Source organism: Anaerolactibacter massiliensis, assembly GCF_900290205.1.
Classification (GTDB): Bacteria; Bacillota_I; Bacilli_A; order Erysipelotrichales; family Erysipelotrichaceae; genus Bulleidia; species Bulleidia intestinalis.
This window is the reverse complement of sequence record NZ_OLMH01000001.1, coordinates 180,778-202,544: the sequence shown is the minus strand read 5'-3', so window position 1 is coordinate 202,544 and position 21,767 is coordinate 180,778. Positions and strand designations below refer to the sequence as shown.

22 protein-coding genes are annotated in these 21,767 nt (G+C 50.2%); 4 read left to right on the top strand and 18 right to left on the bottom strand.

The genetic code is table 11. The features are described from left to right. Positions 1-65 precede the first annotated feature (65 nt). Positions 66-3,284: a DEAD/DEAH box helicase gene (locus C7E00_RS01070; RefSeq protein WP_105302522.1), complete on the top strand. Its 3,219-nt coding sequence runs from the start codon at positions 66-68 to the stop codon at positions 3,282-3,284. 14 nt (positions 3,285-3,298) lie between these two features. Here C7E00_RS01070 and C7E00_RS01065 read toward each other — a convergent pair whose 3' ends face one another. Genes C7E00_RS01065 through C7E00_RS01055 form a run of 3 tightly spaced genes read right to left on the bottom strand, consistent with a single transcriptional unit; the run spans position 3,299 to position 5,047 of the window. Beyond that, positions 3,299-3,697: a (deoxy)nucleoside triphosphate pyrophosphohydrolase gene (locus tag C7E00_RS01065; RefSeq protein WP_105302521.1), complete on the bottom strand. Its 399-nt coding sequence runs from the start codon at positions 3,695-3,697 to the stop codon at positions 3,299-3,301. Continuing rightward, positions 3,694-4,209, bottom strand: coding sequence for an IS1/IS1595 family N-terminal zinc-binding domain-containing protein (locus C7E00_RS01060; RefSeq protein ID WP_105302520.1), 516 nt, complete (start codon positions 4,207-4,209; stop codon positions 3,694-3,696). Before C7E00_RS01060 ends, C7E00_RS01065 begins: the two co-directional genes overlap by 4 nt. 13 nt (positions 4,210-4,222) lie before the next feature. After that, on the bottom strand, positions 4,223-5,047 hold the full coding sequence (locus C7E00_RS01055) for an HAD family hydrolase (protein ID WP_167836413.1): 825 nt from the start codon (positions 5,045-5,047) through the stop codon (positions 4,223-4,225). Positions 5,048-5,496: 449 nt separating this feature from the next. Here C7E00_RS01055 and C7E00_RS01050 point away from each other — a divergent pair, with 449 nt between their 5' ends. Next, positions 5,497-6,564 carry a hypothetical protein gene (locus C7E00_RS01050; protein ID WP_105302518.1) on the top strand — a complete coding sequence of 356 codons (1,068 nt, stop codon included), beginning with the start codon at positions 5,497-5,499 and terminating at the stop codon, positions 6,562-6,564. Positions 6,565-6,701: 137 nt separating this feature from the next. After that, positions 6,702-7,772, top strand: a complete 1,071-nt coding sequence (locus C7E00_RS01045; RefSeq protein WP_167836412.1) for a GGDEF domain-containing protein — start codon at positions 6,702-6,704, stop codon at positions 7,770-7,772. On the opposite strand, the gene C7E00_RS01040 is transcribed toward C7E00_RS01045, so the two are convergent. The 10 genes from C7E00_RS01040 to mutL all read right to left on the bottom strand — a co-directional run bounded on the left by C7E00_RS01040 (position 7,773) and on the right by mutL (position 16,740). After that, positions 7,773-7,934: a hypothetical protein gene (locus tag C7E00_RS01040; protein WP_275656048.1), complete on the bottom strand. Its 162-nt coding sequence runs from the start codon at positions 7,932-7,934 to the stop codon at positions 7,773-7,775. It lies immediately after the preceding gene. 15 nt (positions 7,935-7,949) lie between these two features. Continuing rightward, positions 7,950-9,506: an ABC-F family ATP-binding cassette domain-containing protein gene (locus C7E00_RS01035; protein WP_105302515.1), complete on the bottom strand. Its 1,557-nt coding sequence runs from the start codon at positions 9,504-9,506 to the stop codon at positions 7,950-7,952. Continuing rightward, complete coding sequence (locus tag C7E00_RS01030) at positions 9,503-10,606, bottom strand: LCP family protein (protein WP_167836411.1); 1,104 nt, start codon at positions 10,604-10,606, stop codon at positions 9,503-9,505. The genes C7E00_RS01035 and C7E00_RS01030 overlap by 4 nt, the downstream gene beginning before the upstream one ends. Positions 10,607-10,667: 61 nt before the next feature. After that, positions 10,668-11,321, bottom strand: a complete 654-nt coding sequence (locus tag C7E00_RS01025) for a CpXC domain-containing protein (RefSeq protein WP_105302513.1) — start codon at positions 11,319-11,321, stop codon at positions 10,668-10,670. A gap of 10 nt (positions 11,322-11,331) precedes the next feature. Then, complete coding sequence (locus C7E00_RS01020; protein WP_105302512.1) at positions 11,332-12,033, bottom strand: hypothetical protein; 702 nt, start codon at positions 12,031-12,033, stop codon at positions 11,332-11,334. Positions 12,034-12,093: 60 nt separating this feature from the next. Further along, on the bottom strand, positions 12,094-12,450 hold the full coding sequence (locus C7E00_RS01015) for a hypothetical protein (protein WP_105302511.1): 357 nt from the start codon (positions 12,448-12,450) through the stop codon (positions 12,094-12,096). A 149-nt stretch (positions 12,451-12,599) separates the two neighbouring features. Continuing rightward, positions 12,600-13,298 (bottom strand): Bax inhibitor-1/YccA family protein, encoded by a 699-nt coding sequence (locus C7E00_RS01010; RefSeq protein ID WP_167836409.1) that lies wholly within the window; start codon positions 13,296-13,298, stop codon positions 12,600-12,602. 124 nt (positions 13,299-13,422) lie between these two features. Next, a complete protein-coding gene (locus tag C7E00_RS01005) occupies positions 13,423-14,034 on the bottom strand; it encodes a zinc ribbon domain-containing protein (protein ID WP_105302509.1) in 612 nt (203 codons plus the stop codon). After that, on the bottom strand, positions 14,024-14,935 hold the full coding sequence (miaA, locus tag C7E00_RS01000) for a tRNA (adenosine(37)-N6)-dimethylallyltransferase MiaA (protein WP_105302508.1): 912 nt from the start codon (positions 14,933-14,935) through the stop codon (positions 14,024-14,026). The genes C7E00_RS01005 and miaA overlap by 11 nt, the downstream gene beginning before the upstream one ends. Beyond that, positions 14,932-16,740 carry a DNA mismatch repair endonuclease MutL gene (gene mutL / locus C7E00_RS00995; protein WP_105302507.1) on the bottom strand — a complete coding sequence of 603 codons (1,809 nt, stop codon included), beginning with the start codon at positions 16,738-16,740 and terminating at the stop codon, positions 14,932-14,934. The genes miaA and mutL overlap by 4 nt, the downstream gene beginning before the upstream one ends. A 65-nt stretch (positions 16,741-16,805) precedes the next feature. On the opposite strand from mutL, the gene C7E00_RS00990 reads away from it, so the two are divergent. After that, on the top strand, positions 16,806-17,411 hold the full coding sequence (locus C7E00_RS00990; RefSeq protein ID WP_105302506.1) for an IMPACT family protein: 606 nt from the start codon (positions 16,806-16,808) through the stop codon (positions 17,409-17,411). On the opposite strand, the gene C7E00_RS00985 is transcribed toward C7E00_RS00990, so the two are convergent. The 5 genes from C7E00_RS00985 to cysS all read right to left on the bottom strand — a co-directional run bounded on the left by C7E00_RS00985 (position 17,412) and on the right by cysS (position 21,601). Beyond that, complete coding sequence (locus tag C7E00_RS00985) at positions 17,412-18,242, bottom strand: GH25 family lysozyme (protein ID WP_105302505.1); 831 nt, start codon at positions 18,240-18,242, stop codon at positions 17,412-17,414. 233 nt (positions 18,243-18,475) lie between these two features. After that, a complete protein-coding gene (locus C7E00_RS00975; protein ID WP_105302503.1) occupies positions 18,476-19,078 on the bottom strand; it encodes a sigma-70 family RNA polymerase sigma factor in 603 nt (200 codons plus the stop codon). Between the two features lie 92 nt (positions 19,079-19,170). Beyond that, a complete protein-coding gene (gene rlmB, locus C7E00_RS00970) occupies positions 19,171-19,884 on the bottom strand; it encodes a 23S rRNA (guanosine(2251)-2'-O)-methyltransferase RlmB (RefSeq protein WP_105302502.1) in 714 nt (237 codons plus the stop codon). Further along, on the bottom strand, positions 19,881-20,264 hold the full coding sequence (locus C7E00_RS00965; protein WP_105302501.1) for a Mini-ribonuclease 3: 384 nt from the start codon (positions 20,262-20,264) through the stop codon (positions 19,881-19,883). The genes rlmB and C7E00_RS00965 overlap by 4 nt, the downstream gene beginning before the upstream one ends. Beyond that, positions 20,264-21,601: a cysteine--tRNA ligase gene (cysS, locus tag C7E00_RS00960; protein ID WP_420808591.1), complete on the bottom strand. Its 1,338-nt coding sequence runs from the start codon at positions 21,599-21,601 to the stop codon at positions 20,264-20,266. The genes C7E00_RS00965 and cysS overlap by 1 nt, the downstream gene beginning before the upstream one ends. Positions 21,602-21,767: the final 166 nt, after the last annotated feature.

The following is a 21,767-nucleotide window of genomic DNA, read 5'->3' as shown; positions in this document are numbered from 1 at the left end:
GGAAAAACAAATAAACGCCCATAAGATTCTGACTTCAGATAAAATTAGAGGATACGGAGAAACTGATGTCAAAACTTGATGATCTGCTTAGGAGCCTCAATCCGAGTACGGTTGAGATTGCTCAGATGGTTCTGAATTACAGGGGAATTAGGAATCTTTCATACACGATTGATAAGCTCCCTGTGATTGAAATGACCGGGAACGTGAAAGATTTCAGCACCGGCCGGATCTTCCGGACGACGCTGCGCTACAACATCTCCATGAACCGGATCATCGATTCCAGCTGCGACTGCCCGGACTTTAGATTCTGGCATCCGTGCCAGCACTCGACTGCCATGATCATCATGTTCCTTACAGCGGTTGAAGAAGGCCATGTAAAACTGCCTGACTGGCGGGAAAAAGATACTGATCCGGATCTGAAAGACTTCATTTCAGATACACTTTCTGTTTCAGCCACGGATCAGTCCGGCGATGTCGAGATTGAAGTCCATCTTTCAGAAGGAAATCGCAGTGCGAATTCCGTCGCACTTGATATGAAGATCGGAAGAACTGGCTTGCGGAAGTACAAGCTGAAAGATGTAGGGAAACTAACGTCCGCAATGGCAAATCATACTGAGATCCGCTATGGCAAGGAACTGGATTTCTTTCCCTCCATCGAATCGTTTGTCCCGGAGTGTCAGCCTCTGATCAATCTCCTGTATCAGAAATTTCTGACCAGCCACTCGGAATATTACTGGGATGGTTATACGTCCGATATCGAAAGCGGCTATCTGATTCCTAAAAACCAGGTAGACGCCTTCATGGAATCTGTCTGGAACATGAAGCTGTTCGTAAGCGAACCGAAAGGCAGCACGTACCCGGAAACCATCCGGACCCTGGTAGACGGGAATCCGGAGTTCGGGTTCTCTCTTGAGAAGACGAAAGACGGCTATACGCTGTCGGGGAAAAACAATCTGGTCTTCTCCGGACTCCGGTATTTCTATTTCATAGCACCGGAAGAAAAGAAGATTCTCCGTTCTCCGCTGACGGATCATTCCAGAAACTGCATCCGCCTGCAGAATCTCATCAGCAGAAAACCAGATCTGTTTCTTGCTGAGAAGGATATCCGCGGATTCCTGCAGAGCACGATGACACCCTCCGAACAGCCGCAGGTTCAGGCGATCGGTTTCAGCCCCGAAGCATATCTTCCCCCGAAACCGGAATTCCAGGTCTACCTGGACATGCCCCAGGACAGCTTCATCACCTGCGAAGTCTATGCAATTTATAAAGATCAGAAATTCAATCTCCTCGAAGGCTATGAGAAAGGCCGCGAATACCGGGATATCAGAACTGAGAAGCAGTTTGATCAGATGATTTCTGCGATGTTCACCGGCTTCGATCAGGAACACCATCGCCTTGTCTTAGCAGATGACGAAGACAAGCTCTATAATCTTCTGACCAATGGCATCGAGCAGATCCGTCAGAAAGCAGAAGTATTCATCACAGACGCACTGAAGAAGATCACCGTCCGCACGATGCCGAAGATCTCAGTCGGCATCTCTGTGAATCATGATCTGCTGCAGCTGGATCTTTCCCAGGATCACAGAACCCTGGAAGACCTTGCGGAGATCCTTTCCCGCTATACGCCGAAGAAGAAATACTACCGCCTGAAGAACGGCACATTCCTGAACGTCGACGAAGACGAGATGGCAGAGATGGCAAAGCTGAATGAACAGCTCCAGCTTTCCAATGCCCAGATCAGGAAAGGAAAAGTGTCCATTCCGAAATACCGGGCCATGGTTCTGGACCAGGCAGCCGAGAATGATACAAGCCTGCTGATTTCCAGAGATGAATATTTCCGGAACCTGGTCTCGCAGATTCATTCGATTGAGCTCACGGACTATCCGATTCCGGAAGAACTGGATCAGGTACTTCGAGACTATCAGAAAGCCGGATTCCGCTGGCTCTCTGCCCTGCAGCACAATGGCTTTGCCGGACTGCTCGCGGATGAGATGGGCTTAGGAAAATCCGTCCAGGTTATCTCCCTGATCAAGTCTCTTCCGAAGCATCACACCCTGATCATCTGTCCTGCTTCGCTGGTCTACAACTGGTCCAATGAGTTCACGAAGTTCGCTCCGGATCTTGAAACGGTCATGGTCATCGGCAATGCCGCCCAGAGAGAAGAACTCATTCATACTCATACTGCCAATGAGATTCTGATCACCAGCTATGACTCCATCAAGCGTGATGTCGAACTCTATGAAGGCCATCACTTCGATATCGAAGTCATCGATGAAGCTCAGTACATCAAGAATGCGGCTACCCAGGCAGCATCTTCCGTCAAGGAAATCAATGCCTCCTTTCGCATTGCCCTGACCGGAACCCCGATTGAAAACCGGCTCAGCGAGCTCTGGTCGATCTTCGATTATCTGATGCCCGGATTCCTGTTCACGTACCGCCACTTCCGCAATGCCTATGAACTGCCGATCGTCCGGGATCAGGATGAAGAGACCATGAACCGCTTGCGTGAGATGATTGCCCCATTCATTCTCAGAAGACTCAAGCAGAACGTTCTCAAAGACCTTCCCGACAAGCTGGAAGAAGTATCCTATGCTCCGCTGGAAGGCGAACAGAAAGAACTCTACGATGCCCGCGTGCAGCGTCTGAAGATCATGCTCGGAAAACAGAGCGACGAAGAATTCCGCAAGAACCGCATCGCAGTACTTGCCGAACTCACGAGACTCCGTCAGCTCTGCTGCTCGCCTGCGCTGGTTTATGATACGTACAAGGGAAACTCCGCAAAGGAAGACCTCTGCATCGATCTCATTGACCGTGCCGCCAGCGAAGGCCACAAGATCCTGCTCTTCTCCCAGTTCACCACCATGCTTGATCTTCTGGTCAGGCGCCTGGAAGAACGCGGAATCCGGTATCACCTGCTGACTGGCTCCACCACCATCAAAGAACGCAGCAAAATGGTAGAACAGTTCCAGAACGATGATGTTCCGATCTTCTGCATTTCCACGAAAGCCGGCGGAACCGGTCTGAACCTGACGGCTGCAGATATCGTCATCCACTATGATCCATGGTGGAATACGGCTGTGGAAAACCAGGCAACCGACCGCGCTCACCGCATCGGCCAGGATAAGATTGTCTCCGTCTACCGCCTGATCGTCAAAGACACCATCGAAGAACGCATTCTGAAACTTGCCGAACAGAAAGCAGACCTTGCCGGAGAAATCCTTTCCGGCGAAGAGATGAGCAGTGCATCTATCACAAAAGAACAGCTGATGTCCATCCTCGGCTGATACAAAAGGCTGCCTCAGCAGCCTTTCATATACTTCTCTTTCAGGACCCGGACAATCTCCTGATCAGCCGGCAGCCAGTTCACATCATCCAGATGCTGATAATCCAGCCAGCATGCAGCTTCATGTTCCAGCAGTTCTAAATGATCGTCTGCAAGAGAAACCAGAAACGCATCCATCGAGAGATGAAACTCCGGATAATCCATTTCCACTGTCGTGATCTTCTCATTCACGATCACTTCCGCATTCATCTCTTCTTTCAGCTCGCGCTTCAAGGCTTCTTCAGCAGTCTCACCCGATTCGATCTTTCCTCCGGGAAATTCCCAGCCATCCCTGAACTCTCCGTACCCGCGCTCTGCTGCCAGAATCTGACTTCCTCTCCGGATGACTGCAGCCGCAACCCGGATGGTCTTCATGACTTTGCGTACTTCTTCAGAAGGGCTGTCAGCTGACGGAAATACGGAGGCAGCACCCCATCTCCGCGATATGAAATCTCCTGATCCTCTCCCTGCAGAATCAGATCGAGACGCCATCTCTGCCCGATCAGAGGTTCAGAACCATCATTGACCGGAAAATACTGACGATCCCAGTCGCATACAAACAGATTATAGATCAGCATATGCTTCAGCTCGTTCCACTCCTTGAGGCTGATGACATCTGCTTCCTTGGAAATCTTCCCGTTCTCCGCAGTATAGAACTCATATACCACATCCGGAACATTCTCTTCTTCCGCAAAGCGCATATGAATGCTGCGATCTTCTGACTGTTCATAGCTGAACCGCAGGCCAGTCATGACCTCTTCCAGATTCAGACCATCATCTGTCTCATGATCCCTGCCGAAGACCCGGTCGCAATCCTTGCACTGATAGCTTTCCCCGTTCTTCACCGTTTCCTTGCTGCCACAATGCGGACACATTACTTCTCCCATGATTTTTCCTCCCTCACAAAATACCGATATGCTCAAACGCATTCCAGATCCCGTCATCCAGAATATCGGTTGTGACCCAGTCAGCCTGTTCCTTCACCGAAGGCATTGCATTGCCCATCGCAATACCGATGCCGCATGCATGCATCATCGGTATATCATTCTCGCTGTCGCCGATTCCGACAGCCTCCGAACGATCCGCATGATAATATTCCAGCACCCGCTGAATCCCGGTTGCTTTATTGATGGTCTTATCCGTGATCTCTGCACAGTCGAACATCTCCGGAGAATGATAAGAGAAATTCAGCGCATACTGATCCGGCAGGCTGTTCCTCAGCCTGCTGTAATCACTGTCATACGGCGCATAGGCACAGAACTTGTAGATCTTCTCATCAGCGTCTTCATACATCTCCGGATAAACGTTATGCTTCACGCAGAGATACCGTGCCTCATCCGGATCCGTCACTTCATGCCCTACATAATACTTGGCAATGTAGTACTTGGAGTCTTCATCATAATAAGCACCTGCCGCACCTTCTGCCATCCAGCAGAACCCGCAGGAACGGATCAGATCCTTGATCTTCTGCACCTCACTGCTTTCAAACGGATGATCATAGATCCGTTTCCCATCAGCATAGATCATCGCGCCTGCTCCGAACAGGAATCCATTCGTATCAAAACGGAAATAATCTGCACACTCAGCAAGACTTCTGCCCGTGCATAAGAAAATCCGGCTGCCTTTTTCTCTGGCGATCCGCACTGCTTTCAGCGCAGATTCCGGAACTCCGTTGATTCTGGAACTGAACAGCGTTCCATCAATATCCAGGAATATATATTTCATACTTCTCCCGCACGAAAAGTATAATCGATTCTCCATATCATTCCTATCCTTTGTACCAAGAGAAAAGACCCTCGCGGGTCTCTCTCTTCTTATTATATAGGGGATAGAATCGCTGAACTACTTGCTAAAGGGGGGAGCGAGTATTTCAGGGCAACCATTTCTGATTGCATTATCATAGTACTCAGCCGGTATCGCAGAAGTTTGTCAGAAATGTGTGAGATTATGTGAATGCGCTTTCCTGATCTCCGCGGACCCTGTCTTTTCTCCACTGTTTTATGATCAAATTTTGCTTTTTTGTTCAGCAGACAATTTTTCCGCTTGAAAATCGAAACTTACCTGTGTAATATGACTGTGCTTTGACCACGGCGTCATTTTAGTGGTTTTCATTCATCCCCTGCCTGATCAGGGAGAAAGGACAAGCAGAAGTTCTCTTCTGCATAAGCAGCTACATGAACGCAAGAATCCCTGTTGGCCTCAGCCAGGAAGAATGGAATACTGTCACCGAAGGACTTGAATCCCATACCTCCACCGTCAATGATTACCGGAAGGTTCTGAACCTTCTCCATTCGTATGACAACGGCAGGCTCCGCATCACCACGATGAGCCATGAAGATGCCGAGGAATATTTCCGTTTCCTGGATGAACGCCAGGAAGCCGGAACACTTTCCCCGAACACCGCCCATCGCTACAAAGCAACTCTGCGCGCAATCAGTGCCAGAATTGCAAGCAATCCTGACCTCTGGCCTGATTATAAGAATCCCTTCAGCGGCTTATTGAAGAATGAGGAACGCAAGCGCACGGAATACACGATGGAGATGTTCCCATCTTCTTCTGATGTTGCCAAGCTGCGTGCAGTTCTTCCGAAACTGGATAAAGAAGATGCCCTGATTCTGAGACTCATGATGAATATCGGGCTGACGCCTACGCAGGTCCAGAATCTGAAGATCAGCAATTTCACCGGCAGACGCCGGCATGAATCCGGTCCGATTTCCGTGCACCTCGAAGAAGGAACCTTCCTGGAAAACACTTCGAAGTTCTGGAAAGAATCCTCTTATTTCCTCGATAACTATCCGGTCCGCTATGTGCGCCGTTCTTCTGGCCGCACGATCACCTGGAGCTATACTGGAACATTCTGTTTCTCAGAAGACTTCGAGAAGAGCCTGCTCGATTACTATTCCTATACCGGAGAGTCCACGGATACGAGAAACTTCTTTCTGACTTCCAGGCATCTGGAATACAACTACCGGGCAATGCACCATATGCTGCTGAGCGCATGTCAGGAAGCTGGAATCTCTTCCTGCATCACCCCGTATCAGCTTTCCAGATACGGTCTCGTCCGTTCCTATGTGATGGATCAGGCCCTGCGGGAAAATGATGCAGGACTTCGTGAGAAGCTCATGAAAGAAGACTGGATCGGTGACTGGAAAGACCGCTATCCGATTCCGCAGAGAATTCAGATCGAATCCATCCAGAAGACCCTCGGCAGTGATGCCCTTCTGAAAATCATCGGGCACTGATCCCTGCCGGCTTTTTTACATCTCTTGCTGATCTGTATTTGAACTGAATCCTGTTCACTTTTATAATGACTGTAATGCAATACGAAGCGCTTTACCTTGAAATCAACCTATTCTGCTGCATTATTGTCGCAGTGATCATGATACGTTCCAATACTGCTTCTCAGATGAAAGCCCAGAGAGTCTTTCTCTATTCTTCCATCACCGTCCTCCTGTTCTTTATCACGGACACGCTCTGCCAGCTGATGCTTGCCGGCATCATTCCTTATGCTGCAATTTCTCTGCTCCTCCTGAAATCCATCTATTTTCTCTCTTCCACCCTGATGTGCATGAGCTGGTTCTGGTACTTCGACGCTCTGTCCAGAAAAGAACCATCTGAGAAAGTTCCCTTTCATACGCTGCTTCTGGCAATCATCCAGTTCATTCTGAATCTGTTCAACTTCCGGTACGGATTCTTCTTTTCTGCAGGTGCAGAACGCATCTATACCCGCGGGCCGCTGTTTCTCCTCCAGTATCTCTTCTCTTATTCCTTTGTCGTGCTGGCTGAAGTAAGAAGCCTGAAGGCAGTGCTGAAACGGAAAGAATATATCGATAAAGATTACCTGCGCATGCTGGCAGTATTTCCGATCATGCCTGCCGCCGCCGGAATCATTCAGTATTTCTATCCATTCCTGCCCGTTGCCTGCTGCTGCATTACCCTGGATATGCTGATGCTGTATCTGGATTCAATGGAAGATCTCATCTCCCTGGATTCTCTGACCGGCCTCAACAACCGCAAACGTCTGCTCAATTCCATTGCTGATCGTATGCATGGACAGTCCCGCAGCCATCAGTATCTGATGATGATCGATGCTGATCACTTCAAAGCAATCAACGATACCTACGGGCACCTGGAAGGAGACAATGCGCTGCGCACGCTGGCCGATGTGCTCCGCCAGGCATGCATTCCCTTGAAAAAGCGGGCCATCATCGGCCGATATGGCGGTGATGAGTTCATCATCTGCATGGAAGCTGATACCGGATCCGAAGCATCCGAGACTGCTGACTCCATTCATTCTCTGCTGAACGAAACCTCAGCGCTGCACAATCTTCCGTATACCCTCTCTGCTTCGATCGGCATTGCCAGATGCACGGATGACATGAAGACAGTATATGATCTGATCAATGCGGCTGATCAGAAACTCTATGAGAAAAAGAAAAGCAGAACATGATCATTCTGCTTTCTCAGATAATTCCAGCCAGCGATTCTCGGCCGCTTCTTTTTCATTGCGCTTACGGTCAAGCTGTTCACTGAGAGACTGTATTTTTTCATAATCCGTGATGCCTTCCATCGAAGCCTCCAGCTTCCGGATTTCTTCTTCCATTTCCGGCAATTTCTTCTCGAGATCCTAAAGTTCTTTTTTCTCTTTATAAGACATCTTCGCAACAGGTTTCTCCGGCTTCTTCTGAACCGGAGCTTCTTTCTGCTTCTCTACTTTCTCTTCCTGTTCTAGGAAATCTGAGTATGCCTGCTGCACGACTCTGATTTCCCCATTGCGGAACACAAACAGACGATCTGCCGTCCGATCGAGGAAATAGCGATCATGACTCACTTCCAGAACTGCGCCCCGGAAGTCTTCCAGGTAATCCTCCAGAATTGTCATCGTATCTGTATCCAGATCATTCGTCGGTTCATCGAGAATCAGAATATTCGGAGCTTTCATCAATACGGAGCAGAGATACAGTCTTCTCTTTTCTCCGCCGGAGCATTTCGAAATCGGCAGATACTGCTTGTCTTTCGGAAACAGAAAGCGCTCCAGCATCTGTCCCGCAGTAATCTCTTCACGATCTGCAGTCATCACGACTTTGCCGGACTCTTCCAGATAGTCGATAATCCTCTGGTCTTCCTTGAACACTTCATTCTGCTGAGCAAAATATCCGATCTTCACGGTCTCCCCGATCGATACCGTTCCGGTATCGGGCTGCACCTGTCCCATCAGAATCTTCAGCAAAGTGCTCTTGCCGCAGCCATTGGGTCCGATGATTCCGACCCGATCCATGCGATCCAGATTGAAGCTGAAATCCCGGAACAGAACCTTATCTCCATAAGCCTTAGAAATATGCTCAGCAGAAATCGTATTCCGGCCAAGCCTGGAAACCGCAGACTTCAGTTCCAGAACACCTGCTTCCTGGAATTCCTCCTGTGACGCAATCTTCTGATACCGCTCGATTCTGCTCTTCTGCTTCGTGGAGCGAGCCGGTGCACCAGCCCGGATCCATTCAATCTCATGACGCAGGAAATTTCTCCGCTTCTGATCTTCTGCCAGCGCCTGCTGTCGTCTGATCTGACGCTGTTCCAGGTAATCCGCATAGTTTCCATCATACGTATACAGATGACCGCGATCGATCTCCACCATATGATTCGTGATTCTCGACAGAAAATACCGATCATGCGTCACCATGACCAATGCCCCGGAGATATGCGACAGATACCGTTCCAGCCAGAGAATCATCGACTGATCCAGATGGTTCGTCGGCTCATCCAGCAGATACAGATCTGCTTTGCGGATCAGGGCAATCGCGAGTGCTACCCGCTTCTGCTGACCGCCGGACAGCACTTCAATCTTCTGTTCCTGATCTGTGATTCCGAACTGATTCAGAACCGAACGGATCTGATAAACCTCAGCCGGTTCCTTCAAGGCACTGCTCACCGTCTCATAGACCGACTTTCCTGGTTCAAACTGCATTGACTGCGGGCAGTAGGAAACCCGGTACTTCTTCAGTACCGTCACGGTTCCTGAATCCGGCTTTTCCGCTTCTGCCATGATCTTCAGCAATGTGGACTTGCCGGCTCCATTCAAGCCGACGACGCCCCATTTCTCTTTCTCATTCACGACAAAGTTCACATGATCCAGAATCGGTTCTGTCTCATAGCGATAACTGACATCTTCCAGCGATAAGATCATTGGTTCAGTGCATCCTCCCACATCTGCCGATTCGTTTCTGCATCGATGATCAGCGCCTGCTGTTCACCGATATAGCCCGAGGTATAAGTACCGTCCTGCGGAATGGAGAATTCTTCAATGGAATACGAAGAGAAAGAAAGCAGTACCGGCAGCAGTCTGATCAGATCCTGCTCCGTAAAGTCTGTGACAAGCTCCGGCATGATCTTCTCCATTGCCTGCAATAACTGAAGCGGATTCAGAGACCGGATCTGTTCCATGCATGCCTGCACCATCGTGCGCTGTCTCGACGTACGATCGAAATCAGAGCGAGCACTCGTGCGATCTCTTGCATAAGCAAGTGCCTGCTTGCCATTCAGATGAATCTCTCCCGAGGTTTCCAGCAGATCATAATAAGCAGGCTCAGCAAATACTTCCTGATTCATGATCCAGATAATCTGGTTCATGGCAGCCATCTCTTCATCATCGATGGTCACATCGATTCCGCCGATCGCATCTACTGCATCTCTGACGGTCGTGAAATTCACGATGACAGCCCGATCGAAACGCAGTCCGAGATGATTCTCCAGCGTCTCATGCAGAAGATCGATGCCGCCATATGCATATGCCGCATTGAGCTTGGCAGTCCCGTATCCCGGAATCTCTGCTGCAATATCTCTCATCACGGACGTGATCAGAATCTTTTTCGTACTTCTGGAAATGGTCACCATCAGCATCGTATCGCTGCGGCCTTCATAGTCGCTGCCTCTGGTATCGACGCCGACCATCATGACGGAAAAGACATCTGCAGAAGCAGAATTTCCTGAATAAGTGCTGTTCAGCGGCTGCGTCAGGGAAAAGAGATGATTCACTTCCACTCCCAGCAGCACACACCCTGCAATCAGCAGGATCAGAATCACCCGGAAGAAATTCCGGACCGGATGTTTCTTCTTCCTTGCCGGCTGTTCTTCTTCCTGTTCCTCCTCTTCCTCTGGTTCTTCTTGAGGTTCGGGTTTGGAAACATGAGGATGTGCATAAGTCTTTCCTGGTTTTCTTCCGGTCTGGTGTTTGCCCTCATCGAGCTCTTCCAGATATTCGTTCAAATCAATATAAGTTTTCTTCATAAACAAAGCCCGGAATGCTATCCGAGCTGTAATTTTAACATGCCTTCTGCCAGAACACGAATCAGGCATTCCCGTCCGGCTTCTGGAACAGACTCGTGATCCATGCCGTGTTGACTGCCGGGAAGTTCCGGTTCTCAACTTCATACCGCTCCGGATTCTGATTCATTTCATCCTGCATGAAGGAAACCGGGATGATGAATGCCATGCCCTTATCTCCCTCAGCACCGGTACGGACATTGATCTTCATGACTCCGTTATCCAGGCTCTGATATTCCACTGCCGCAACATCTTCTGCCTTGCCCTTGCCGTTATCCACAAACTCGATGAAGCTGTCATATTTGGCAAGTTCCACCATGCGGTCATCCGCCCCGTCTTCCAGGATCTGGATCTTCTCCGAGAATTCCTGCAGCGTCGGGCATCTGCGCAGCGTATATCCCCTGGAAACCAGCGGATCCGTCAGGCTCTTCAGATCAGAACCTGGTTCATTCTGACTCAGCCAGAGCACGAACTTATGGTCCCTGTCGATATAGACCAGCGGGAACTGCACCATAAACTCTTTCTTGCAATGCGGACACGAAACCCGGAACAGATCTCCGGAAACACACCGATCTCTCAGATCCGGATCTTCATCGGCATCGATCGAATCCCAGACTTCGATCTCAAATTCCTTGCCGCAATACGGACACGTATACTTCACATTTCTGGAAACACTCATTCTTCACTCCTCAGTTGCGGAAGAACCTGCCAGCAAATCCGAATCCCACCGCCATTCCCTCACGGCTCAGTCGTTCCATAGCCTCTTCATCTTCATCTGAAAGCGGATCCCCGGCAAACACGCACAGCAGCCGGAATCCCTTTCCTGCCTTATAGGGCAGAGCTCTCAGCAGCTGTCCCTGATGAAACCCGCGGATTTTCGTCTGATCCAGCAGTCTTCCTTCTACAAACGGACCGTTGAATCCGTCTACCTGCATATCATACTCCCGAATCCCTGCTTCTGTCAGAATTCCGGTTCTGACGATATCCGGGTAGAAATCATTCCGGACGCCATCCAGCATCTCATTCTCTCTGGTCTCAGCAAGCCTCTCTCCGGCATCCTCTTCCTGTTTCCGGATCCACGGTATATTCTTCTGCTTCATTGCCTCTTCCGGAATGATCTTCCTGGTCCTGAGGTTTCTCAGGATATACGGATCGAAAATGCTCAGCATTTCCTCCTGTTCCAGCCCCTTCCGGCAGTTTGTCCATGTGCTTCCGATCGAAAGCACGTTGAAAAGAAGCGCACCGGTTCTGCTGATATAGCTGGAACACAGCATATAGCAGTCCTCCTCCGCAACAGCAATCTTGTCTTTCAGAGAATCCGTTAAGGTATCGGCCTCCAGAACTAAGTAATTATGAAAATAATCCCGGAAGCCAAGTTTAGAAAGAATCACGCTTCCCTCCGCCCAAAGAATAATATCGGAATCAGAAAAATACGATAGTCCGGATCTTTTTCAAATAAAAATTAATTTTTCAGAGGGTTCTTGCAGACTATGCAGTCTGGTATCTTCCTCCATGAATTCCTCTGCTGAGCGGATGGAAGCACAAAAGAAAAAACTGCTGACATCGGTTAGCCATGAATAATGAGAAAATGATCTGCAGGTAAATCCTGAGATCTGAAGTTTGATTCGCGTGAGAAATGGAGCTCGGTATTTTTGATTTCGTAAATCTCTTCCATGAGGTGTTCGGCCCTGCAGCTGCACTCCCTTTCCCCCATTTTCCGAATGGAAGATGCTCGACGCTTCCACATACTTTTCGCATTCCGTACTATTCCTCTGTGGACAGCCCATATTCTGGTTTTCTGTTTTCATAGCATCTCCTTTCTTTCAATCGTTTACTCAGGATTCATACTGATTCGGTCTTTCACCACCTAGTTATCGCCCATGCCGGGCACACAACGATGAAAATCCCCGGACAATACCGTCCGGGGATCGTGTTCATTTCTTACTGATGAATGCTCTCAGTTTCTGTCAGATCTTACGCCTAAGATTCTGAGCACATACAGGAACACATTGATGAAGTCCAGGTACAGAGAGAATGCACCATATACGGCAAGCGACTCTCCGGCAACACCATAGCCCTCATTGGTTCCATAGTAGTAGCTCTTGATCTTCTGCATATCCCATGCCGTGATGCCGAGGAACAGAATGATGCCGATATAGCTGATTGCGAGATTCATGCCCGGAATGAACATTGCGAATACCAGTGCCACCAGCATCGCAATCATCGCACCCATGAACAGACCGCTGAACTTCGACAGATCCACATTCGTCGTATGACCGATCACTGCGCAGGCAAAGAACATGACTGCCGCATATGCAAATGCATAGAAGATCGTGCTGACATCAAAGACCAGAGGCAGAATGGAGAAGGTAACACCGGTCAGTGCCGCATATCCGTAGAATTTCGCGGTCATGCCCTGGGCATCCATTCTCGAAAGACTTGCACTGAGGCTTCCGCACAGAACCAGCTGCACGATTGCAACAATCAGAAACATCAGGCTGCTGGCAAGAACCACATACAGGCCGCTTGCATAGACTGCGAACGCTACTGCTGCCGTAATGACCATCGCAATGCCCATCTTGGTCATCACTTTTGTGATATATGCCTTCAAGCCGCCAGCTTCGCCGACATAAGCTTCACGATTGAACTCACTCATTTCAGATTCCATCCTTTCCGGAACAATCCCCTTTGAAGGGATATTCTCATCATATTGAAAACCAGGTCTGTTTCAAGAAATGTGAACAAAACTTCAGATAAGAGAATACAGATCCGCAATTCTGTCAATCCAGGGGACTGCCGCACCAGGCACAGTACTTCGCACCCGGATCATTCGGTGCTCCGCATGCCCTGCATACTTTCTTCTGAGGCACCGGATTCAGCCATTCTGCCAATAGATCCGCCGCATCCGGATTTCCTGCCTCATAGCCCAGGACCTCAAGATCCTGCCGGTTCTGCAGCTTCACGCTGAGCCATACCTTGACTCTCTTTCCGCCATGTTCTCCATAAGGATCAATGGATTCAATCGAATTCCGGTAATAGATCCGGCAATCAAGTCCTTCCCGGTACAGCAGCCAGGCACCGCCGGTATAGAGCGTGCCGCTGTGATCCACCATGCGGAACTCTTCATCGTCAAACGAATCTTCATGTCCTGCCTGTGCCCGGAAGAGGCGGCGCTTCAATCCCGCCCACTTCGATCTTCCGAATAGCAATCCGACTACAACGCTGACAGCCGTCATCACGATCGCAAGAATCCGGTAATCCTGCTGAAACCAGGAAGGCAGTTCCAGCGCATAGAGCAGAATCACGATGCCGATCAGACATCCCGCCTCGAGCCCATTCAGAAGATATACCTGCATGATCTGCTGTCTGATCTTTCTGCTGTTACTTCTCATCCGTTCTCCTCCAGTCCAGAATCTCTTCTTTCATCCGGCTGCGTTCTGTTTCCTCAAGACTATTGAACCAGTGCACCGGCATCTGATGATTCAGCCATGTATACTGCCGCTTTGCATAATGCCTGCTGTTCTTCTGAATCAGCTCTTTCGTTTCCTCCAGGCTCCTGCTTCCGTCAAAGTATTCCCGGAATTCCTGATACCCGATTCCCCGCATGCCCGGATCATCAAACGTATATCCCTTTTCCAGCAATCCCTTCACTTCTTCTTCCAGGCCATCCCGGAACATCTGCTCTACCCGCTGATTGATCCGTTCATAGAGGACATCCCGATCCATCGTGCAGCCGGCAATGAAGACATCATAGATCGGCTCATGTTTCTGATTCTGCTCCACTTCGCTCTGCCGATGCCCGGTCCGCTTCAGAATCGTCAGCGTTCTGAGAATTCTTCTGCGGTTATGCGGATGAATCTTCTGTGCCTGAATCGGATCCTGCTTCACCAGCATCGCATAGAGCTCTTCACTGTCAAGCTGTTCCAGTTCCGGATCTGCCGGAGAATCCCCTTCTTCTGCTTCAAACGTATAATCGTAGAGACATGCTTTCAGGTAGTATCCAGTCCCTCCGGCAATGATCGGAAACGGATCCTGCTCCTCAATCAGTGGTCTTGCCATCTTCTGAAACTCACAGGCACTGTACGGCTCATCCGGATCCAGAATATCAATCAGCTCATGCGGAATGTCTCCGCGCTCTTCCTTCGTCACCTTTCCGGAGCCGATATCAAGTCCGCGGTATACCTGGATCGAATCGCCGCTGATGATTCTGCCATGCAGAAGCCTTGCCATCTCAAGCGAGAACGAGGTCTTCCCGGAAGCAGTCGGGCCGGCAATCACAAGCACCTTCTTCATCGGAACTCCTTTGCCAGATCCCTTTCCTCGATGATCACGAACGTTGCATGCCCCGAAGGACTCTGATACGGATTCGCACAGGCAGAGAGATCCTGCAGGAACTGATTCATCTCAGCCAAAGCGAGCTTCCTGCATGCATGAATTGCATGCGTGCTGGCAAGCTCTGCGATCTTCTTTCCGGCAATTCTTCTGATCCCTGCCTTTTCTTCTTCCGCAAACAGATCGAGCACATCATAAAGCACTTTTTCTTCTTCCAGGCCGCTCATCCATGCAGGAATGCTGCGGACCAGCAGCGTATCCGGGCCGAAGGATTCAAAAGAGATCCGCAGGTCTTCCGCAAAGGCATTAAGCTCAGCAAGCCTCTGCACGACATCATCCGACGTCTTCAGAGTCAGCGGCACCAGCAGATCCTGCATCGTCTCATTGTTCTGAATCTGACGTTCGATTTTCTCATAGGCAATTCGCTGGGAAGCAGCTTTCTGATCGATGACCGCAAGTCCCTGCTCTGTGCTGCAGAGAATATAAGAAGAATGCAGCTGCCCGATGACCGTCATCTCAGGAAACGTACGTTCCGGATACTGCCCAGCAGGTTCCTGCAGGGTTTCTTCCCGGATCTTTTTTCTGATCTCTTTCACTGGTTCTGCAGTGAGGCTCTTCTCTTCTGCCGATTCAGGTTTCTTCTCTTCCGGTTCCGATACTGCAGACGGCTTCGGTGCTGCTGGCTTCTGTACTGCTGCAGGCGCATGCTGAAACGCGTCAAATTCCATCCGCATCTGCGCTGCTGCAGGTGCTTCCTGTGCACGCCGCACTTTCGGTGCCAGCATCTGCCTGGAAAGTGTTTCTGCTACGGAATCCCGGATCAGATATTCCAGCTGATTTTCCTTCGAAAGCCTTACTTCCCATTTGCTTGGATGCACATTCACATCCAGCAGGTGCGGATCCATCGAGATATTCACCACTGCCAGCGGATACCTTCCCTGCGGGAGATATGCTTCATAGCCATCCAGAATCGACTTATACAGCCGGAAGGTCTTCACCATTCTGCCATTCAGGAATACCTGCATGAAATTCCGGGAAGCACGGTTCACTTCCGGCTTCACAAGATAACCGCTGCCCTTGTAATCGAAGTCCTCCATATTGATCGGAATCGCCTTTTCCGCAGCTTCCCTTCCCCAGCAGAGATACAGGACTTCCTGCAGATCTCCGCTTCCGGAAGTACGGAACGCTTCTCTGCCATTTGAAAGAAACGTGAAGGCAATTTCCGGATGCGACAGTGCGAATTTCATGATGATGTCCTGGATCAGCGAATTCTCATACGCTCCGGAACGCAGATGCTTAAGTCTTGCCGGGGTCCGGTAGAACAGACCCTCCACGCTGATCTCCGTGCCCTGATCCGAAGGATAGGGCTCTGCAGATTTCAGTTCTCCATACTCCATCTTCACCCGGGTGGAATCCGTGCCATCACTCGTCACCAGCGTCAGCTTTGACACACTGGCAATACTCGGAAGCGCTTCGCCCCGGAAGCCGAGCGTACTGATATCCCAGAGGTCATTCTGCCCTCTGATCTTGGAAGTCGCATGCCTGCCGAAGCAGTTCACGGCATCTTCGCTGTCCATGCCGCAGCCATTGTCGCTGACCGTGACCCGATCGATGCCGCCATTCTCTACAGAAACCGAAATCCGCGTGGAACCTGCATCAATCGAGTTTTCCACAAGTTCCTTGATGACTCCCATCGGCCGCTCCACCACTTCTCCGGCAGCGATCATATTGGCAGTCTGTGCATCCAGCTGATGTATTCTTCCCATAAGTGAGAAAATTATAGCATGGTTTCGTTTCTCTCTGACCGCAGAGCTTCCGCTATAATAGGCTCATGAAACTGAGCCAGGAATACCGGGAAGCAGAAGTCATTCAGAAATCCAGATTTCTTGCCTGTGCTGCCCGCACCGAAACCGAAGAAGAAGCACGTGCCTACATTGCCCGCATCCGCAATGAATTTCCTGATGCCACGCATGTATGCACTGCCTATCTCATCGGTCCTTCCAACCAGATCCAGCGCTCCAGCGACAACAAGGAGCCATCCGGAACCGCCGGCATTCCGATTCTGGAAAGTCTCCTGAAATCCGGGCTCACCGATACGACCGTCTGCGTCGTCCGCTACTTCGGCGGCATCAAGCTCGGCACCGGCGGCCTGATCCGTGCCTATGGCGGCATCGCCGCTTCTGCTCTCTCCCATGCCCCGAAAGTAAAAGAGGTTCCTGTGAACCTCTATCGCGTCGTCTATCCTTATTCCCTTTCCGGCACTCTGGAATCCTGGCTCCGCACCAATATGATCCAGCCGGAATTCTCCTATGCAGAAGAAGTGACCTGCACGTTTGCCAGCATGAGCGATGATATTCCGGAACAGATCCGGGATCGCACCCGCGGAACGGTCCAGGCAGAATTCATCGGGACTGATATTCAGGAAACTCCGGTCTGATCACTTCGGAATCAGCCAGAGATCCAGATCACAGTTTCCTTCAATCCCATCCATGGTTCCGGTATTGGAATACTGCCACATCACAAACGTATAGATGAAATCCGGATAGTCTTCCCCATACCCAGCAATCCAGAAGTCTACTTCTTCCTGCAGGTCTTCCATATGGATCGACGTATACATCCAGCTGTCAGACCCATATACCAGAACAGAATACCCAGCTTCTTTCATCACTCTGCAGAACGCTGCCGCAATGGCAGTTTTTTCCTCTGCATTCAGGCCCTGGATGCGATCATGATCAGACACGATCTCCATGTCAAACGCCACCGTACCGACCGTATACGGAGAAATCAGATTCAGGACATACGCTGCTTCTTCCTGTGCTTCTTCGACACTTACTGCCTGCGAAAACCAGTAGACATCTGTCTCGATTCCCGCCGCAGAAGCCCCCTCCATATTCGCCGTGAAGTAATCATCCGTATGCAGCTCGCCTGTCTCATAGCCCCGGTATCCAGCCCGGATAAACGCAAACTCTGCACCAGCTGCCGCTACCTTCTGCCAGTCGATCTCCTGCTGGCGGAAAGATACATCAATTCCGAACTTCGACGTATAGGAATCATCTTCAAATGCCAGATGACCATCCTGCTCCTTCAGCGAAGACCAGTCATAGTCATTACGCCAGATCGGATCCGGGATTGCTGTGGCGGCTGCTTCCGAAGACGTCTGTTCATACGAAAAGAGTGTCTTTGCCAGCATGACCAGCAGAAATACGGTCAATGCAAGCACTGCCACTCTGGAGATTCTGATTCTTCTGCGCCGCTTCTTCTTTCTCACCTGGGCATTATATCATGCTGAGCCTCCTGTCTGCGGCAAGCCTCCATGCAGAAATGGGCAGAAGGAATCTCTGGCAACCAGAAAGCGAACCTTGAAAGCAGACTGCTGTCAATTTCCAGGAAAACCATGCGGCCATCTGATTTCACCCGATAGCGGATTATGATCTGGCGGTACATGGCATGCATCCAAAGATCCCTGCAGGACTTGCAGGGATCAGGATGCTGATTCATGCTCTATGCTTCATGAAGGCTTGCCCGCACCTTCTCTTTCACCCGCTGCAGGCGGCCGTCATAAGCCTTGTAGGAAAGATGCAGGCGCTGACAGGATTCCTCATATGAAGACCCGGACTCCCATTCTCTCAGCACTTTCTGTTCCATCGGCTTCAGTCCCTCTACGGTCTGATTCAGGCGCAGATTTGCTTCCTTGTAGCTCAGTGCATACTCCGGTTCCGCAAGCAGATCACGCGACTTCACAACATCATAGATCGTCGTGTTTTCGCAGATCTCGCTGTCTAAAGAAACCATGGTATGAAACGGAACATCCGCACTGCTGTTGTAATGCTTGATTCTCTGGAATATCTTCCGCTTCGCAATCAGCTGCAGATAAGAACGGAATGAACAGCCTTGATCAAACCGATAGCATTCTGCTGCCGCCACCAGCATGATTCTGGATTCCTGCAGGAATTCCTCCCGGTACAGTGCCATCATGCGATTGGACGCAACAATCTGATTCACCTGTGCTCTCAGCATCGGCTCATGTTCGGCCGCCAGCACCCGCAGACCATCGCTCTGATTCTGATGATAGAAGTAAAGCAGCTCATAGGAATTTCGTGCCATAGCATTCCTCCCGGAATCAGCCTAGCCCTTGTTCCTGCGTGCGCTTCCTCCATCCTTCCGGTTTACTCCCCGGTTTCTCACCGGTTTTCCACTCAGAGCGGATTCCTGCTGCTCCAGATCTGATACATCAGGATGCCCGCAGATACTGACGCATTCAGAGAAGAAATCTTTCCCTCCATCGGCAGCGAAACAACATAATCGCATTCTTTCTGCAGAAGTCTGGAAATTCCCTTTCCCTCATTGCCGATGACCAGCACTGCATTGAAGTCATACTTCAGAGACCGGTAATCCACGCCATCCATATCAGCGCCGATGATCCAGTATCCCTTCTTCTTCAGATCCTGGGCAGTTCTGGTCAGATTCGTCACTGCCGCACACTTCACGGTATCCGCAGCACCAGCCGAAACCTTTGCCACTGACGGAGTCAGACCGGCATTATGCGTCTTCTTGAAGATCACTCCATCAGCCTGAACCGCATCTGCTGTTCTCAGCACTGCACCGAGATTATGCGGATCCTCCATCTCATCCAGCATGATCAGAAACCCATACTGATTTTTCTTTTCCTTCACGAGATCATCTACGGTATAAAGCTTATAATCCTCAATCTCGGCAGCCACCCCCTGGGTATGATCGCTCCTGGTCATCTTTTCCAGTGCATGCTTATCCAATAACTTCACCGGAACATGTTTCTTTCCTGCCAGTTCCTCGATTTCAGGATCCTTCGCAGCCAGATAAACCTGATAGACCTTCCGATCTCCCATCAGCAGCTGTCTGACTACATTCTTTCCATACATCAGCTGAGTCATAACGTATCCTCTTCTGTCACTTTCCGGAACAGCTCTCTGATCCGTTCCTCTTTTCCCTGCAGATCCAGCATGCCGATGATCGCCTCAAAGCCCGTCGACTTCCGGTATACTGCGACCGAAGCACTCTTCGGCACGACGCCGGAATGATCATTCCGCCCCCGGCGGAACACTTCTTCCTCTTCTTCCGTAAAGAACTGTTCTTCATGAAGACGGTCGTAGAACGAAGCCTGTGCCCCGGCACTCACGAAATGAATCGTCTTTTTCTGCAGCTGCGAGCCTTTTCCTTCGCCCTGTTCAATCAGATACCGGCGCACCAGATACGACCAGACTGCATCTCCGAGATAGGCCAGCGTCCTTCCGGAACACTCATTTACATTCATCAGAGCAATCCCTTCGCCATCAGCTCTGCCCGATAGCCATCCGCTGCCGCAAAATCCTTTGCCTGCTTTGCGTCATTCCACTTTGCAAACAGCTTCCGGTCTTCTTCACTCACCACCGGTGTTTCCACCCTGATGCCAAGAATGTCCAGCATCTTCACAACGCTGTTCCGTAACTTTCCGGCTTCTTTCCAGTCCGGCTCTCTCGTCCTGAGCATACTGTTGAGCCTGCGCACCGTTTCGAAAATCACCGTATACGCATTCGGCGTATTCATGTCATCATCCATCTGATCCAGGAAGGCTCGGAAAGAAGCCTCCTCATATCCTTCCGGTTCTGCTTCTTTGGCAAGCTGCGACTTGATATCGTACTGACGGATCGGCGTCAGAACTTTCTCCAGTTCCTTTCTGGCAGTATCAATCGTCTCTTCACTGAAGTTCAGTTCCTTGCGGTAATGCACCGAAGACATCAGCCATCTGGTCAGATTCGTGCCAAGACGATCCAGCACATCCTTTGCCCATAATGTATTGCCAAGCGACTTCGACATCTTCTCGCCGTTGATGTTGATCATCGCATTATGAACCCAGTAATTCGCCAGCGTATTATGATGCAGCGACTCCTGCTGCGCGCACTCATTCTCATGATGCGGGAATCTGAGATCGGCACCGCCGCCATGGATATCAATCTTCTCACCGAGATTCTGATTGATCATCACAACGCACTCGGTATGCCAACCCGGTCTTCCTTTTCCCCACGGGCTGTCCCACTGGATGCCCTTGTCTGTCTTCTTCCATAAGGCAAAGTCATACGGATTTTTCTTTCCCTCATTCACATCGATGCGGGCACCTGCCTCCAGGTAATCCAGCTTCTGATGCGAAATCTCTCCATACTTCGGATCACTGTCCACGCTGTAGTACACATCGCCATTGTCAGCGACATATGCAGCCCCGGCTTTCACCAGATCCGCAATGAAGGAGATGATGCCATCCATCGTCTCCGTAACTCTCGGCGTCACATCCGGAAGCTCTGTATTCAGCTGCTTTCTCAGATCCTGATATGCCTTGATATAGCGATCCGTGATCACCGATTCGCTGACATTTTCCTCAATTGCCTTATTGATGATCTTGTCATCCACATCCGTAAAGTTCGAAACATACTTCACCGTATATCCCTCTGCCTCAAACAGACGCTTCAGCACATCAAAGACGACCATCGGCCTGGCATTGCCGATATGCGCATAGTTGTAGACCGTAGGTCCGCATACATACATGTCCACATGTCCCTCATGAATCGGCTTGAATTCCTCTACCTGAAGATCCTTCGTGTTATAAAGTCTGATCATTGTCTCCTCCCGAAAAGAAGCGCCCATAAAAGGCGCTTCTGCTTTTCCACTTTTACTGCGGCTGCCCCTTAACGCAGGACATCTACGTTCTGCCCTACCTTATCGGGCAGTCCCTCCCGGATGCATTCCCTGCAGCTCTTCCGCCAGGCATTTCCACCATGCATGC

Coding starts and splice junctions, on each gene's coding strand:
- C7E00_RS01030 (WP_167836411.1), bottom strand. CDS start 10,606: ATGAAGAAAACTTATATTGATTTGAACGAATATCTGGAAGAGCTCGAT.
- C7E00_RS01025 (WP_105302513.1), bottom strand. CDS start 11,321: ATGAGTGTTTCCAGAAATGTGAAGTATACGTGTCCGTATTGCGGCAAG.
- C7E00_RS01055 (WP_167836413.1), bottom strand. CDS start 5,047: ATGAAATATATATTCCTGGATATTGATGGAACGCTGTTCAGTTCCAGA.
- C7E00_RS01060 (WP_105302520.1), bottom strand. CDS start 4,209: ATGGGAGAAGTAATGTGTCCGCATTGTGGCAGCAAGGAAACGGTGAAG.
- C7E00_RS01010 (WP_167836409.1), bottom strand. CDS start 13,298: ATGAGTGAGTTCAATCGTGAAGCTTATGTCGGCGAAGCTGGCGGCTTG.
- mutL (WP_105302507.1), bottom strand. CDS start 16,740: ATGGGAAGAATACATCAGCTGGATGCACAGACTGCCAATATGATCGCT.
- rlmB (WP_105302502.1), bottom strand. CDS start 19,884: ATGACTCAGCTGATGTATGGAAAGAATGTAGTCAGACAGCTGCTGATG.
- miaA (WP_105302508.1), bottom strand. CDS start 14,935: ATGAAGAAGGTGCTTGTGATTGCCGGCCCGACTGCTTCCGGGAAGACC.
- cysS (WP_420808591.1), bottom strand. CDS start 21,601: ATGATCAGACTTTATAACACGAAGGATCTTCAGGTAGAGGAATTCAAG.
- C7E00_RS01015 (WP_105302511.1), bottom strand. CDS start 12,450: ATGAAAACAGAAAACCAGAATATGGGCTGTCCACAGAGGAATAGTACG.
- C7E00_RS00975 (WP_105302503.1), bottom strand. CDS start 19,078: ATGGCACGAAATTCCTATGAGCTGCTTTACTTCTATCATCAGAATCAG.
- C7E00_RS01065 (WP_105302521.1), bottom strand. CDS start 3,697: ATGAAGACCATCCGGGTTGCGGCTGCAGTCATCCGGAGAGGAAGTCAG.
- C7E00_RS00965 (WP_105302501.1), bottom strand. CDS start 20,264: ATGAATGTAAATGAGTGTTCCGGAAGGACGCTGGCCTATCTCGGAGAT.
- C7E00_RS01035 (WP_105302515.1), bottom strand. CDS start 9,506: ATGATCTTATCGCTGGAAGATGTCAGTTATCGCTATGAGACAGAACCG.
- C7E00_RS01050 (WP_105302518.1), top strand. CDS start 5,497: ATGAACGCAAGAATCCCTGTTGGCCTCAGCCAGGAAGAATGGAATACT.
- C7E00_RS01005 (WP_105302509.1), bottom strand. CDS start 14,034: ATGAGAAGTAACAGCAGAAAGATCAGACAGCAGATCATGCAGGTATAT.
- C7E00_RS01070 (WP_105302522.1), top strand. CDS start 66: ATGTCAAAACTTGATGATCTGCTTAGGAGCCTCAATCCGAGTACGGTT.
- C7E00_RS00990 (WP_105302506.1), top strand. CDS start 16,806: ATGAAACTGAGCCAGGAATACCGGGAAGCAGAAGTCATTCAGAAATCC.
- C7E00_RS01045 (WP_167836412.1), top strand. CDS start 6,702: ATGATACGTTCCAATACTGCTTCTCAGATGAAAGCCCAGAGAGTCTTT.